At 71.3% G+C, this 15,773-nt stretch carries 9 protein-coding genes; 5 read left to right on the top strand and 4 right to left on the bottom strand.

What is annotated here, in order from left to right:
• The first annotated feature begins 92 nt into the window (after window positions 1-92).
• The 4 genes from gltB (at window position 93) to ACWHYA_RS12010 (ending at window position 7,833) form a co-directional block, all read left to right on the top strand.
• The gene (gene gltB, locus ACWHYA_RS12025) at window positions 93-4,685 is read left to right on the top strand and encodes a glutamate synthase large subunit (RefSeq protein WP_425943571.1); all 4,593 of its coding nucleotides are present in this window, start codon (window positions 93-95) and stop codon (window positions 4,683-4,685) included.
• Window positions 4,678-6,138, top strand: coding sequence for a glutamate synthase subunit beta (locus ACWHYA_RS12020; protein ID WP_425943573.1), 1,461 nt, complete (start codon window positions 4,678-4,680; stop codon window positions 6,136-6,138). Before gltB ends, ACWHYA_RS12020 begins: the two co-directional genes overlap by 8 nt.
• A gap of 82 nt (window positions 6,139-6,220) precedes the next feature.
• On the top strand, window positions 6,221-6,931 hold the full coding sequence (locus ACWHYA_RS12015; protein ID WP_425943575.1) for an MBL fold metallo-hydrolase: 711 nt from the start codon (window positions 6,221-6,223) through the stop codon (window positions 6,929-6,931).
• A gap of 38 nt (window positions 6,932-6,969) precedes the next feature.
• Window positions 6,970-7,833, top strand: a complete 864-nt coding sequence (locus ACWHYA_RS12010) for an EamA family transporter (protein ID WP_425943577.1) — start codon at window positions 6,970-6,972, stop codon at window positions 7,831-7,833.
• A gap of 18 nt (window positions 7,834-7,851) precedes the next feature.
• On the opposite strand, the gene ACWHYA_RS12005 is transcribed toward ACWHYA_RS12010, so the two are convergent.
• The 4 genes from ACWHYA_RS12005 to rpsA form a co-directional block, all read right to left on the bottom strand.
• On the bottom strand, window positions 7,852-8,979 hold the full coding sequence (locus ACWHYA_RS12005) for a TerC family protein (protein WP_425943579.1): 1,128 nt from the start codon (window positions 8,977-8,979) through the stop codon (window positions 7,852-7,854).
• A 113-nt stretch (window positions 8,980-9,092) separates the two neighbouring features.
• A complete protein-coding gene (gene uvrB / locus ACWHYA_RS12000) occupies window positions 9,093-11,195 on the bottom strand; it encodes an excinuclease ABC subunit UvrB (protein WP_425943581.1) in 2,103 nt (700 codons plus the stop codon).
• Window positions 11,196-11,321: 126 nt separating this feature from the next.
• Window positions 11,322-12,998: a BCCT family transporter gene (locus ACWHYA_RS11995; RefSeq protein WP_425943583.1), complete on the bottom strand. Its 1,677-nt coding sequence runs from the start codon at window positions 12,996-12,998 to the stop codon at window positions 11,322-11,324.
• Window positions 12,999-13,137: 139 nt separating this feature from the next.
• Complete coding sequence (gene rpsA / locus ACWHYA_RS11990; protein WP_425943585.1) at window positions 13,138-14,622, bottom strand: 30S ribosomal protein S1; 1,485 nt, start codon at window positions 14,620-14,622, stop codon at window positions 13,138-13,140.
• Window positions 14,623-14,859: 237 nt separating this feature from the next.
• Here rpsA and ACWHYA_RS11985 point away from each other — a divergent pair, with 237 nt between their 5' ends.
• On the top strand, window positions 14,860-15,687 hold the full coding sequence (locus tag ACWHYA_RS11985; RefSeq protein ID WP_425943587.1) for a class I SAM-dependent methyltransferase: 828 nt from the start codon (window positions 14,860-14,862) through the stop codon (window positions 15,685-15,687).
• Window positions 15,688-15,773: the final 86 nt, after the last annotated feature.

Raw genomic sequence — 15,773 nt, 5'->3', positions numbered from 1 at the left:
ATATGTATGCTTCCCCCACTCCTCGCGCGGGCCGGCGTCGCCCCGGGCGTTCCACCCAGCGCCGCCCGGCGCCCCGACGAGAGGGCTGATCCATGACCGAGCCCGTCCCCGTCCTGCGTCCCGCGCAGGGACCGCATCCCCAGGGCCTGTACGACCCCGCCTTCGAGCACGACGCCTGCGGCGTGGCGTTCGTGGCCGCCCTCGACGACGAGGCCCGCCACGACGTCGTGGCGCAGGGGCTGACCGCCCTGCACAACCTGGACCACCGCGGCGCGGTGGGCGCCGAGCCCGACACCGGGGACGGCGCCGGGATCCTCGTCCAGGTGCCCGACGCCTTCCTGCGGGCGGTCCTGGACGTCGAGCTCCCACCGCGCGGGGAGTATGCCGCCGGCATCCTCTTCCTGCCCGCGGACGGCAGCGACGGCCAGGTGCAGGAACAGGTGGAACACCTGGTCGAGGACGCGGGCCTGCAGGTGCTGGCCTGGCGCGACGTGCCGGTCGTCCCGGAGATCGTCGGCCCCACCGCACGATCGGTGATGCCGGTGATGCGCCAGCTCGTCGTGGCCACGCCCCCCGACGCCACGGGGGCCCGGGAGTCCGGTCTGCCCCTCGAGCGCCGGGCCTGGCTGCTGCGCAAGCGGGTCGAGCGGGACACCGCGGCATACCCGGTGTCCCTGTCCTCGCGGACGATGACCTACAAGGGGATGCTGACGACCGACCAGCTGCCCCGCTACTTCCCGGACCTGACCGACGAGCGGTTCGCCAGCGCTCTCGCCGTCGTGCACTCCCGCTTCTCCACCAACACCTTCCCCTCGTGGCCGCTGGCCCACCCCTACCGGGTGGTGGCGCACAACGGCGAGATCAACACCGTCAAGGGCAACCGGAACTGGATGAACGCGCGCCAGTCCGCCCTGGCCAGCGACCTCTTCCCGGGCGACCTGGCCGACGCGCTGCCGGTGTGCACCCCCGGCGCCAGCGACTCCGCGACCTTCGACGAGGTGCTCGAGCTGCTGCACCTGGGCGGGCGCTCGTTGCCGCACGCGGTGCTGATGATGGTTCCGGAGGCGTGGGAGAACGACGCCACCATGGACCCCGACGTCCGGGCGTTCTACGAGTACCACTCGATGCTCATGGAGCCGTGGGACGGCCCGGCGAACCTCGTCTTCACCGACGGCACGCTGGTGGGCGCGGTCCTGGACCGCAACGGGCTGCGGCCCTCTCGCTGGTGGGTCACCGACGACGGGTTGGTCGTGCTCGGCTCCGAGACGGGGCTGCTCCCGGTGCCGCCGGAGCGGGTCCTGGCCCGCGGGCGGGTCGCCCCGGGGCGGATGTTCCTCGTCGACCTGGCCCAGGGACGCGTGCTCGACGACCGTGAGGTCAAGAAGGAGCTGGCGGCGCGCCAGCCCTACCGGCGGTGGCTGGAGGAGAACCTGGTCCGGCTCGACGAGCTGCCCGAGCAGATCCACGTGCGGCACACGGGGGCCTCGGTCACCCGTCGTCAGCAGATCTTCGGGTACACCGAGGAGGAGCTGCGCATCCTGCTGGCGCCGATGGCCCAGTCGGGCGGCGAGCCGCTCGGCGCGATGGGGACCGACACCCCGGTGGCCGTGCTCTCGGAGCGGCCGCGCCTGCTCTTCGACTACTTCGTCGAGGCCTTCGCCCAGGTGACGAACCCGCCGCTGGACGCCATCCGCGAGGAGATCGTCACCTCCCTGGCGAGCTCGACCGGACCCGAGCCGAACCTGCTGGACGAGACTCCGGAGCACGCCCGGCAGGTCGTCCTCGACTTCCCGGTCATCGACAACGACCAGCTGGCCAAGCTGCGCCGCATCGACCTGGAGGACCACCCCGAGCTGGGGGCCGTCGTCGTCCGGGGCCTGTACCGCGTCGACGGTGGCGCCGCGGCCCTGGAGGAGCGGCTGGAGGAGATCTGCCGCGAGGTGGACGAGGCGGTGGCGGCCGGCGCCTTCTTCGTCGTGCTCTCGGACCGGCACAGCGACCGTGAGCACGCCCCCATCCCCTCGCTGCTGCTCACCAGCGCCGTGCACCACCACCTGGTGCGCCAGAACACCCGGACCCGGGTCGGCCTGGTCGTGGAGGCCGGGGACGTGCGCGAGGTGCACCACGTGGCCCTGCTCGTGGCCTACGGGGCCGCCGCGGTCAACCCCTACCTGGCGATGGAGTCCGTCGAGCAGCTGTGCGCCGCCGGCGAGCAGCTGGACGGGCTCGATCCCGAGGTCGCCATCCGCCACCTCATCAAGGCGCTCGGCAAGGGCGTGCTGAAGGTCATGTCCAAGATGGGGATCTCCACCATCGCCTCCTACCGCGGGGCCCAGACCTTCGAGGCGGTCGGGCTGTCCCGCGAGCTGGTCGGCCGCTGGTTCACCGGCACCACCAGCCAGATCGACGGCGTCGGTCTCGACGTGCTCGCCGAGGAGGTCCACCGGCGGCACGCCACGGCATACCCCCTGTCGGGGATCAGCCCGCACCGGGCCCTGGAGGTCGGCGGGGAGTACCAGTGGCGCCGGGAGGGCCCGCCCCACCTGTTCAACCCCGAGTCGGTCTTCCGGCTGCAGCACGCCACGCGGGAGCGTCGCTACGACATCTTCCGCCGGTACACGGACCTGGTCGACGACCAGTCCGAGCAGCTGATGACCCTGCGCGGCCTGTTCGCCCTCGCCCCCGACCGGGAGCCCGTCCCGCTCGAGGAGGTCGAGCCGGTCAGCTCGATCGTGCGCCGGTTCGCGACCGGGGCGATGAGCTACGGCTCCATCTCCCAGGAGGCCCACGAGACCCTGGCGATCGCCATGAACCGGCTCGGCGGCAAGTCGAACACCGGCGAGGGCGGGGAGGACGTCGACCGTCTGCTGGACCCGGAACGGCGCTCGGCGATCAAGCAGGTCGCCTCGGGCCGCTTCGGCGTCACCTCGGCCTACCTGGTCCACGCCGACGACATCCAGATCAAGATGGCCCAGGGCGCCAAGCCGGGCGAGGGCGGTCAGCTGCCGCCGGGCAAGGTCTACCCGTGGGTGGCCCGCACCCGGCACTCGACGCCGGGCGTGGGCCTCATCTCCCCGCCGCCGCACCACGACATCTACTCCATCGAGGACCTCAAGCAGCTGATCCACGACCTGAAGAACGCCAACCCCCGGGCCAGGATCCACGTCAAGCTGGTCAGCCAGGTGGGGGTCGGGACGGTCGCCGCCGGGGTGGCCAAGGCCAAGTCCGACGTGGTGCTCATCTCCGGCCACGACGGCGGCACCGGCGCCAGCCCGCTGACCTCGCTCAAGCACGCGGGGACCCCGTGGGAGCTCGGCCTGGCCGAGACGCAGCAGACGCTGCTGCTCAACGGTCTGCGCGACCGGATCGTCGTGCAGTGCGACGGGCAGCTCAAGACCGGCCGGGACGTGCTGGTGGCCGCGCTGCTGGGCGCGGAGGAGTTCGGCTTCGCCACCGCGCCGCTCGTGGTCTCCGGCTGCGTGATGATGCGGGTCTGCCACCTGGACACCTGCCCGGTCGGGATCGCGACCCAGAACCCCGAGCTGCGGGCCCGCTACACCGGCCGGGCCGAGCACGTGGTGACCTTCTTCGAGTTCGTCGCCGAGCAGGTGCGCGAGCTGCTCGCCTCCCTGGGCTACCGCAGCCTGGAGGAGGTGGTCGGCCGCAGCGACCTGCTGGACACCTCGGCGGCGGTGGACCACTGGAAGGCCTCCGGGCTGGACCTGGAGCCCGTCCTGCACAGCGTGGAGCTTCCTGAGGGTGCTGCCCGCCGGTGCACCACCACCCAGGACCACGGGCTGGACGTGGCGCTGGACAACCTCTTCGTCGAGGCCGCCGCCCCCGCGCTGGCCGACGGCACCCCCGTGCGGGCGTCCTTCCCGGTGACCAACGTCAACCGCACCGTGGGCACCCTGCTGGGGTACCACGTCACGCGGACCGCCGGCCCGGACGGGCTGCCGGACGGGACGATCGAGCTGAGCCTCACCGGCTCGGCCGGCCAGTCCCTCGGGGCCTTCCTCCCACGGGGGATCACCCTGCGGCTGGAGGGCGACGCCAACGACTTCGTCGGCAAGGGCCTCTCGGGCGGGCGCATCGTCGTCCGACCGCACGAGGCGGCACCGGCGCCGGCCGACGTCGTCCCGGGCACCGCGGGCCAGGTCGTGGCCGGCAACGTGCTCTGCTACGGCGCCACGTCGGGCCAGGTGAACGTGCGCGGCGTGGTGGGTGAGCGGTTCTGCGTGCGCAACTCCGGTGCGACGGCGGTCGTCGAGGGCGTGGGCGACCACGCGCTGGAGTACATGACCGGCGGGCGCGCGCTCGTGCTCGGACCCACCGGACGCAACGTGGGCGCGGGGATGTCCGGCGGCACGGCATACCTGCTCGACCTGGACCGGAAGCGGATGAACCCGCTCGCCACGGCGCAGGGAGACCTGCACCTGACGCCCCTGACCGACACCGAGCACCTCGACGAGGTGCGCGCCCTCGTCGAGGAGCACCTCGAGCTCACCGGCAGCCCCGTCGCGGCGGCGCTGCTCGCCGACGACGGGTGGCCCTCCCGGATCACCGTCGTCACCCCCCGTCAGTACGCCAGCGTGCTGAGCATCCGTCGCGAGGTCGAGGCCCGCGGCGACGATCCCGACGGCCCGCACGCCTGGCAGCTCATCCTGGAGGACTCGCATGGCTGACCCGCACGGCTTCCTGACCCACCGGGAGCGCGAGGCCCGTCCCAGCCGGCCGGTCCCGGTCCGCATCCAGGACTGGAAGGAGGTGCACGGCCAGCAGGAGACCGGGATCCTGCAGCGGCAGGCCTCCCGCTGCATGGACTGCGGCATTCCCTTCTGCCACTCCGGCTGCCCGCTGGGCAACCTCATCCCCGAGTGGAACGACCACACCCGGCGGGGCAACTTCGCCGACGCCATCGAGCGGCTGCACGCCACGAACAACTTCCCGGAGTTCACCGGGCGGCTGTGCCCGGCCCCCTGCGAGACCGCCTGCGTGCTCGGGATCAACCAGCCCCCGGTGACGATCAAGCAGATCGAGGTCTCGATCATCGACCGGGCCTTCTCCAACGGGCGGGTGCGGCCGCAGGAGCCGGAGTGGCTCAGCGGACGCACGGTCGCCGTCGTCGGGTCCGGGCCGGCCGGCCTGGCCGCGGCGCAGCAGCTGGGCCGGGCAGGCCACACGGTGGTGGTCTACGAGCGGGACGACGCGGTCGGTGGTCTGCTGCGCTACGGGATCCCGGAGTTCAAGATGGAGAAGGCGGTGCTCGATCGGCGGCTGGTCCAGCTGCGCGGGGAGGGTGTCCGCTTCGTCACCGGGGTCGCCGTCGGGGGGACGGGCCCCGACGACATGAGCCTGGAGACGCTGCGCGAGCGCTTCGACGCGGTGGTGCTGGCCACCGGCTCGACCGTGGCCCGCCGGCTCGACGTGCCCGGCGCCGACCTCGACGGGGTCCACGTGGCCATGGAGTACCTCGTCCCGGCCAACCGGGAGGCTCTCGGGGAGGACCGGGGCATCGACGCCGCCGGCAAGGACGTGGTCATCATCGGCGGCGGGGACACCGGCGCCGACTGCCTGGGGACCGCCCACCGGCACGGTGCCCGGTCGGTGACCCAGCTGGAGATCCTGCCGAGCCCTCCCCAGGAACGGCCCGCGCACCAGCCCTGGCCGACCTACCCGATGGTCTTCAAGGTCAGCGAGGCCCACGAGGAGGGTGGTGAGCGGGCCTTCGGCGTCTCCACCGTCGAGGTGCTCGACGACGGGAACGGCGGCGTGCGGGGCCTGCGGCTCGTCGACGTGGCGATGGTGGACGGCCGTCCCCGGCCGGTCGAGGGCACCGAACGCGACCTGCCGGCCCAGCTGGTGCTGCTGGCGATGGGCTTCGTCGGTCCCGACGAGAGCGCCGCACCGGCGGACGTGCTCACCCGGACCGCGCAGAACACCTACGCGCGTGACGAGCGCTTCGCGACCACCCTGCCGGGGGTCTTCGCCGCGGGCGACTGCGGACGCGGCCAGTCGCTCATCGTCTGGGCGATCGCCGAGGGGCGGGCGGCCGCCGCGGCGGTCGACCGCTACCTCACCGGCGCGACGGAGCTGCCCGCGCCGATCAGGCCCACCGACCGTCCGTTGACCGTCTGAGGCGCCTGGCCACCCGGGCGGGCGGACCGTAGACTCCGGCCGGGCCGCGGACGGCGCTGCCCGTCGTCGACGAGGAGGAGAGATGAGCACGTCCACCGAGGCGCGCGGTCACGTCGAGCCGGGCGGGCCCAGCTGGGTCCTGGACCTGGGCGCTGCGACCGTCCGCAAGTGCAGCGTGTCCGAGATGGACAACAACGTCTACCTGGTGACGTGCACCGCCACCGGTGAGCGGCTGCTCGTCGACGCGGCCGACGACCTCGACCGGGTCCGCGCTCTCCTGGCGGAGGACCCGGGGGCGGACCGGGTGACGGAGGGCGGGCCGGGCACCGAGGTGCCGCTCGGCCAGGTGCTGACGACGCACCGGCACTGGGACCACCACCGTGCGCTCCCCGCCCTGGTCCGGCTGACCGGGGCCACGACCCTGGCCGGTCAGGACGACGCCGACGAGCTGCCGGTCGCGGTGGACGTCCGGCTCGGTCACGGCGACACCGTGCGGGTCGGGGACCTGACGCTCACGGTCGTCGCGCTGCGCGGACACACCCCGGGCTCGGTCGCCCTGGCGCTGTCCGTGGAGGGCAGCCCCGCGGTGCTGCTCACCGGGGACAGCCTGTTCCCCGGAGGCCCCGGGAAGACCTGGTCCCCCGACGACTTCGAGATCCTCCTGGAGGACCTGCAGGTCCGGGTGTTCGACGTGTACGCCGACGACACCCTGGTCCTGCCCGGCCACGGCGACAACACGGTCCTGGGGGTGGAACGGCCGCACCTGCCGGAGTGGCGGGACCGGGGGTGGTGACAGCAGCCCGGACCGGTCGTCGGCCCACGGTGCATCCGGTGGGTCTGGTGCTGCTCGCGGTGGTCTCCGTCCAGTTCGGCGGCGCCCTGGCCGCGACCCTGCTCCCGCTGGTCGGCGTGCTGGGCTCGGTGGCCCTGCGCCTGGTGCTGGCGGCGGTGATCCTGCTCGTCCTGGTCCGCCCCCGGCTGCGGGGGCGCAGCCGGTCCGACTGGACCGTCGTCGGCCTGTTCGCCCTGGCCCTGACCGCGATGAACCTGACCTTCTACGGTTCGTTGGCCCGCCTGCCGATCGGGGTGGCGGTGACCATCGAGTTCCTGGGTCCGCTGGCGCTGGCCGCCGTCCTGTCCCGCCGGCCGCGCGACCTCGCCGCAGTCGGGGCGGCCCTGGCCGGGGTGGTGCTCATCTCCGAGGCGGTCACGACACCGTGGGCGCAGCTCGACCTGGTCGGGATCGGGCTGGCCGCGACGGCCGGGGCATGCTGGGCCGCCTACATCGTGCTGAGCAGGCGGACCGGCTCCCGGTTCGCCGGGCTGGACGGGATCGCGCTGGCGATGGCGATCGGGGCGGTGCTGACCCTTCCCCTGGGACTGGCCACCGCGGGGGCCGAGCTGTGGTCGGGCGAGGCCCTCCTGCGGGGGCTGGGGATCGCCCTGCTCTCCTCGGCGATCCCCTACAGCCTGGAGCTCATGGCCCTGCGGCACCTGCGCTCGGGGACCTTCGGCGTGCTGCTGAGCCTGGAGCCGGCCGCGGCCGCCCTGGCCGGGCTGCTCATCCTGGGTCAGCTGCTGTCGCCGACCCAGCTCGTGGGCATGACGCTCGTGGTTCTCGCCAGCGTCCTCGTGCTCGGCCGTCCGGGCGGGGGCGTCCCCCGGAAGGACCCGGCGGCCGTCACCGGGAGCTGAGGCGCTCGTCCGCCGGACTCAGTCGTCGGCATCCTTGCGCTCCGGGGCGGGACCCGGGAGGTCCGGGGTGTCGGACCGGCGCCGCTCGTGCTGCTCCCCGAAGAGGGAGACCTCCTCCAGGTCCAGCTCCCCCTCGTCCCCCTCGGCGACGGCACCCTCCTGGCGGTCCTTGCGGGTCTTGATCAGCGAGGCGACCGCGGTGACGCCCAGGATGCCCACGATCATGGTGAGCGAAAGCCAGATGGGGATCTCCGGGATGCTGTGGATCGGCTCGCCGCCGTTGATGAAGAACAGCGAGTTCTCGTGCAGGGCGTGCAGGACGAGCTTGACGCCGATGAACGCCAGCAGCACGGCCAGCCCCAGCCCGAGGTAGACCAGCCGCTTGAGCAGGTCGCCCAGCAGGAAGTAGAGCTGACGCAGTCCCATGAGTGCGAAGACGTTGGCCATGAGGACCAGGTACGGCTCCTGGGTCAGCCCGAAGATCGCCGGGATGGAGTCCAGGGCGAAGAGCAGGTCGGTGGTGCCCAGGGCGATGATGACGATCGCCATCGGGGTCAGGACACGCTTGCCGCCCTCCAGGACACGCAGCTTGGTTCCGCCGTCCCAGGACTGGGTGACCGGGAAGCGGCGCTCGATCGCCTTCAGGAGCGCGTTCTCCTCGTACTCCTCGTCGGCGTGCCCCTGATGACCGATGTTCTCCCTGGCGAGCTTGACCGCCGTGTAGATGAGGAAGGCGCCGAAGATGTAGAAGACCCAGGACCAGCGCTCGATCGCCGCGGCCCCGACGAGGATGAAGATCGCCCGCATCACCAGCGCCATGACGATCCCCACCATCAGGGCGAACTGCTGGTACTTCCTCGGCACCCCGAACTTGGCCATGATGATGAGGAAGATGAACAGGTTGTCGACCGACAGGGAGTACTCGGTCAGCCAGCCGGCGAAGAACTCGCCCGCGAGCTGCCCGCCCTGCAGGAGGAGGAGCCCCAGCCCGAACAGGACGGCCATGCTCACGTAGATCGTCAGCGCGACCGACACCTCCCTCCGGGAGGGCTCGTGCGGACGCCTACCGAGGACCAGCAGGTCGAAGGCGAAGATCACGGCGATGATGACGAGGGTGACGATCCACACCCACGTGGGGACGGTCATGCAGCTACCTTCCGGTCGGGCGGCGGACCGGAGGACTCTCCCGCACCGGGTCCCCTGCTGGGCACACCGATACCGACTTCCCGCCGATGGACCCGGTCATTCTGTCACAGGCCTCAGTGCGCGTCGCGCATCTGACGCAGCTCCTTCTTCAGGTCCCCGATCTCGTCCCGCAGTCTGGCGGCCAGCTCGAAGTGCAGGTCCGTGGCCGCCTGGTGCATCTGCTCGCTCAGCTCGTGGATGAGCTGGGCCAGCTCGACCGCGGGCAGGGCCTCGGTGGACCGACGCTCGATGACGGCGCTGCCCACGGCCGCGGCCGCACCCCGCCCGCGACCGGTCCCCCGCGACTGACGTCGACCGCTGCCCATCAGCGTCTCGGTGTCCGCGTCCTCCCGCTCGAGCATGTCGGTGATGTCCGCGATGCGCTTGCGCAGGGGCTGCGGGTCCACGCCGTGGGCGGTGTTGTAGGCCAGCTGCTTGTCCCGCCGGCGGTTCGTCTCGTCGATGGCCTCGGCCATCGACGGGGTCACGCTGTCGGCGTACATGTGCACCTCGCCGGAGACGTTACGGGCTGCGCGACCGATCGTCTGGATCAGCGACCTGGCCGAGCGCAGGAAGCCCTCCTTGTCCGCGTCGAGGATGCTGACCAGCGACACCTCGGGAAGGTCCAGGCCCTCCCGCAGCAGGTTTATCCCCACGAGGACGTCGTACTCCCCCATCCGCAGCTCGCGCAGCAGCTCCACCCGTCTCAGGGTGTCGACCTCGGAGTGCAGGTAGCGCACCCGCACCCCCTTGTCGAGCAGGTAGTCGGTGAGGTCCTCGGCCATCTTCTTGGTCAGGGTGGTCACCAGGACGCGCTCGTCGCGGGCCGTGCGTTCGCCGATCTCGTGCAGGAGGTCGTCGATCTGACCCTTGGTCGGCTTGAGCACCACCTGGGGGTCGACCAGTCCGGTCGGGCGGATGATCTGCTCCACGACTCCGTCGGCCTTGGCCATCTCGTAGTTCCCCGGCGTCGCCGAGAGGTAGACGGTCTGCCCGATCCGCTCGAGGAACTCCTCCCACTTCAGCGGACGGTTGTCCATCGCGCTCGGCAGGCGGAACCCGTGGTCGACCAGGGTCCGCTTGCGCGACATGTCCCCCTCGTACATCGCGCCGATCTGCGGGACCGTCACGTGGGACTCGTCGATGACGAGCAGGAAGTCCTCCGGGAAGTAGTCCAGGAGGCAGTTCGGCGCCGAGCCGGGTCCGCGGCCGTCGATGTGGCGTGAATAGTTCTCGATGCCCGAGCAGCTCCCGACCTGACGCATCATCTCGATGTCGTAGGTGGTGCGCATCCGCAGGCGCTGGGCCTCCAGCAGCTTGCCCTCGCGCTCGAAGCGGGCCAGCTGGTCCGCGAGCTCAGCCTCGATCGAGGCGATCGCACGCTCCATCCGCTCGGGCCCGGCCACGTAGTGGGAGGCGGGAAAGACGTACATCTCCTCCTCCTCCCGCACGACCTCCCCGGTCAGCGGGTGGAGGGTGTACAGCCGGTCGATCTCGTCCCCGAAGAACTCGATCCGCAGCGCGAGCTCCTCGTACTGCGGGATGATCTCCACGGTGTCGCCCCGCACCCGGAAGGTGCCTCGGGTGAACGCGGCGTCGTTGCGGGTGTACTGCATGGTGACGAACCGCCGCAGTAGGTCGTCCCGGACGACCGTGTCCCCGACCCGCAGCCGCTCCATCCGGTCGACGTACTCCTGGGGGGTGCCCAGGCCGTAGATGCAGGAGACGGACGCCACCACGACCACGTCGCGGCGGGTCAGCAGCGAGTTGGTCGCCGAGTGCCGCAGGCGTTCGACCTCGTCGTTGACCGAGGAGTCCTTCTCGATGTAGGTGTCCGTCTGCGGGACGTAGGCCTCGGGCTGGTAGTAGTCGTAGTAGGAGACGAAGTACTCCACCGCGTTGTGGGGAAGGAGCTCCCTGAACTCGTTCGCCAGCTGGGCCGCGAGCGTCTTGTTGGGGGCCATGACCAGGGTCGGACGCTGCACCTGCTCGACGAGCCAGGCGGTCGTGGCCGACTTGCCGGTGCCCGTGGCGCCCAGCAGCACCAGGTCCTGCTCGCCCAGGCCGATCCGCCGGGTCAGCTCCGCGATCGCCGCCGGCTGGTCCCCGGCAGGGCTGAAGTCGGACTCGACGCGGAACGGGGCGACCGTGCGCTGCAGGTCGGTGGTGGGGCGCATAGCAAGGAGGCTAACGCCCGCGTCCGACAGTCCTGTTCCCGTCCAGACCCCCGGGCCCGTCCTGGCCCCGCCCCCGGCCGGCCCGTCCAGGGCCGGCCAGGGGGCGGTGGCGCGTCCCGGCCCCGGTCAGGGGCGGGCGGGGTCGTCGCCCGTCGGGCCCGCCTCCTGGAGCTCCTGCGTCTCCAGCGCGAGCTCGCGGGCGAGGATCCGTCGTTCGACCTGGTTGCGCCACCTGTCCTCGGCGCTGAACGCGATCACGAGGGAGATCATGATGCCGATCATCACGAGCGTGAACGGGGCGGCGGTGATGATGGCCATGGTCTGCAACGACTGCAGGCCTCCGCCCTCGACCCCGGCGGCGGCCCCGGCGACGATGAGGACCGCCGCGATGGCGCCCTCGAGCACGGCCCACATCACCCGGCTCCACACGGGCGGGTCAGGGTTTCCGCCGTTGGAGATCATGTCCACGACGTAGGATCCGGAGTCGGAGCTGGTGACGAAGAAGATGACGATCATGATGATCGCCAGGCCCGAGAGGAAGGGACCTCCGGGCAGACCGTCGAGCATCTGGAACAGGGCCTCGTTCGTCGCCACGCTGCCGTCGTCCGCCACGAGGCCGCCGTCGCCGAAGATCTCCCGGTGCAGGGCGGTGCCGCCCATGACGGTGAACCAACCCATGGTGAGCAGCGTCGGCACCAGCAGGACACCGGTGATGAACTCCCGCACCGTGCGGCCCTTGGAGATCCGTGCGATGAAGATCCCCACGAAGGGCGACCAGCTGATCCACCAGCCCCAGTAGTAGGTGGTCCAGCCCCCCAGCCAGGCGGGACCCTCCTCCTGGTAGGCCATCGTGGAGAAGCTCATCGAGAAGAAGTTCTGCAGGTAGAACCCGACCGCCTGCACCATGTCCCGCAGCAGGAAGAGGGTGGGCCCGGCGACGAGCACGAAGAGCAGCAGGAGCCCCGCGAGGGCGAGGTTGATGTTGCTCAGCCACTTGATGCCCTTGCCGATGCCGGTCATCACCGAACCGGTCGCGATGAGGGTGATGCCCGCGATGAGGGCGACCTGGCCCCAGGCGCCCACGCCGTCGGTCAGGCCGACGAAGTCCAGCCCCGCGGCCACCTGGCTCACCCCGAACCCCAGCGAGGTCGCGACCCCGAACAGGGTGCCGACGACGGCGACGACGTCGATGACGTCCCCCAGCCAGCCCTCCACCCGGCTCCCCAGGAGCGGCCTCAGGGCCCAGCGGATGGAGACGGGCAGCTTCTTGCGGTGCACGGCATAGGCGACGCCGAGCCCGACGATGATGTAGATGGCCCACGCGTGCAGCCCCCAGTGCAGGAAGGTCCGCCCCATCGCGGCGTTGGCCAGGCCCGCCGGCGTGTCCGCGGCGGAGCCGGGCGGAGGTCCGGCGAAGTGGAACAGCGGCTCGGCCACGCCCCAGAACATCAGGCCGATGCCCATCCCGGCGCTGAACAGCATCGCGAACCACGAGACGTAGCCGAACTCGGGCTCCTCGTCGTCCTGGCCCAGCCGGATCTCACCGAAGCGGCTGACCGCGAGCCAGATGGTGAAGACGACGAAGATGAAGGTCAGCAGGACGTAGTACCAGCCGATCGTGTTGACCACGACCTCGTTGATCTTGGCCAGGCCCTCGTTCATGGGCGCGGGAAAGATCGCCGCCGCCAGCACGAAGGCGGTGATCAGGACGGCGGCCGGCCAGAAGACGCGGGGGGCCAGCCCTGGGGTGATCGCCGGCGCGGGTGCTCCCGGGGGCCCGTCGGGCTTGGTCGTCACGCTCATGCGCTGTTCTCCTCGGAGGGTAGGGGCTGACGCGGTAGAGGGTAGAGGGTAGAGGGGTGACGCAGAAGAGCCCGACCCGGCGCGGGTCGGGCTCTCCCGGACCGGGGCCGGCTGGTGGGCCGGACCCCGGTCGGGTGGATCAGTTGCCGGTGAGCTTCTCGCGCAGCGCGGCGAGGGCCTCGTCGGAGGCCAACGTGCCGGTCGCCTCCTCGGCGGCCGACGGGGTCGAGCTGTAGGACGAGGACGAGGACGAGGACGAGCTGCTGCTCGACTGCGTGACCTCGACCGTGTCGTCGGTCGCGGACTCGGCCGCGGCCTCGACCTGCGCCTTGTGGGCCTCCCAGCGGGCGTGGGCGTCGGCGTACTCCTTCTCCCACTTCTCGCGCTGGGTCTCGAAGCCCTCGAGCCACTCGTTGGTCTCGGGGTCGAAGCCCTCGGGGTACTTGTAGTTCCCCTGCTCGTCGTACTCCGCGGCCATGCCGTAGAGGGTCGGGTCGAAGTCGGCCGTGAGGGCGTCGTTCGCCTGCTTCAGCGACAGCGAGATGCGACGGCGCTCCAGGTCGATGTCGATGACCTTGACGAACACCTCGGCACCGACGGTGACGATCTGCTCGGGCAGCTCCACGTGGCGCTCGGCCAGCTCGGAGATGTGCACGAGACCCTCGATGCCGTCCTCGACACGCACGAAGGCGCCGAACGGCACCAGCTTGGTGACCTTGCCGGGCACGACCTGACCGATCGCGTGGGTGCGCGCGAAGGTCTGCCACGGGTCCTCGAGGGTGGCCTTCAGGGACAGGGAGACGCGCTCACGGTCCATGTCGACGTCCAGCACCTCGACGGTGACCTCGTCACCGACCTCGACGACCTCGCCCGGGTGGTCGATGTGCTTCCAGGACAGCTCGGAGACGTGCACCAGCCCGTCCACGCCGCCGCCGAGGTCGACGAACGCACCGAAGTTGACGATGCTGCTGACGACGCCGGAGCGGACCTGACCCTTCTGCAGCTCCTTGAGGAAGGTGGTCCGCACCTCGGACTGGGTCTGCTCGAGCCACGCACGGCGGGACAGCACCACGTTGTTGCGGTTCTTGTCCAGCTCGATGATCTTGGCCTCGATCTGCTTGCCGACGTAGGGCTGCAGGTCGCGGACGCGGCGCATCTCGACGAGGGAGGCCGGCAGGAAGCCGCGCAGGCCGATGTCGAGGATGAGGCCGCCCTTGACGACCTCGATGACGGTGCCGGTGACGACGCCGTCCTCCTCCTTGACCTTCTCGATCGAGCCCCAGGCGCGCTCGTACTGCGCACGCTTCTTAGACAGGATCAGGCGGCCCTCCTTGTCCTCCTTCTGGAGGACCAGGGCCTCGACCTCGTCGCCGACCGAGACGACCTCGGACGGGTCGACGTCGTGCTTGATGGCCAGCTCGCGCGAGGGGATGACGCCCTCGGTCTTGTAGCCGATGTCGAGCAGGACCTCGTCGCGGTCGACCTTGACGATGACTCCTTCGACGATGTCACCGTCGTTGAAGTTCTTGATCGTCGCGTCGATCGCTGCGAGCAGCTCCTCCTCAGACCCGATGTCGTTGACAGCGATCTGGGAGATGGCCTTCTCGGCCGTGGTAGCAGTCATGTAGTAGGGGCTCCGATTGTGGACATGGAAAGGATGGACGGGCGGTCGTGCGTCACCGGCTCCGCACCTCCCGGGACCACCCCGGAGGGAGGACCGACGGCGGCCTGGAGAAGACCGCCGGAGAGCATGCACGAGCGCACGCGACGCGCCCGCCCACCTTATCGTCGGTCCGGGCGCAGGTCAAAGCGCTCGGCCGGGTGCCGCCGCGCCCTCGCGCACCGCTGGCACACTGGGGCGGTGGACAGCGAGCCTACGCCCGGCCGGGTCGCCCGTCGCCCGGTGACTCACCCCGAGGCCGTGCGGGCCAGCAGGAGCTGGTGGGACTCGGAGGCCGAGAGCTACCACGCCGAGCACGGCTCCTTTCTCGGGGACCACGACCTGACCTGGGGCCCGGAGGGCTGGACGGAGACGGACCTCGGGCTCCTCGGCGACCTGGACGGGGCACGCGTCCTGGAGGTCGGTTCCGGGGCCGGGCAGGGCGCGCGCTGGTGCGCGGGTCAGGGCGCGGCTGTGGTGGCCTCGGACCTGTCCGGATCCATGCTGGGCGTCGGCGCCCGGCTCCAGCGAGGTATGCCGTCCGGCCGGCGGCCCGCGCTGGTCCAGTGCGACGGCACGCGCCTGCCGTTCGCGGACGCGACCTTCGACGTGGTCCTCACCGCCCACGGCGTGCTGGCCTTCGTGCCGGACGCAGCCGCCGCGCTCTCGGAGTGGGCGCGTGTGCTGCGCCCCGGGGGGCGGTGCGTCTTCTCCCTCCCCCACCCCGTGCGGTGGGCCTTCCCGGACGTCCCCGGCCCGGAGGGGCTGCGGGTCGCGCACTCCTACTTCGACCGCCGCCCCTACGTGGAGGAGTCCGCCGACGGAAGCGTCACCTACAGCGAGCACCACCGCACCCTCGGCGACCTGGTCCGGGCCGTGGCCGGCGCCGGTCTCGTCCTCACCGACCTGGTCGAGCCCGAATGGCCCACCGGCGCGGAGCACGTCTGGGGCGGCTGGAGCGCGACCCGCGGCACGATGATCCCGGGTACGGCCGTCCTCGTGTGCCACCGGCCCCCCGCACCCGGGTAGGTCACGATCCGGACACGCCCTCGACCCGCCCCTGTCGGGGGCCTCACCCGTCCCCTATGCTCTGCCCACGTGACGCACCCGAGCCG

Source organism: Ornithinimicrobium carbonis, assembly GCF_977012275.1.
The sequence above is the reverse complement of the archived record's forward strand: the minus strand, read 5'-3'. Positions and strand labels throughout refer to the sequence as shown.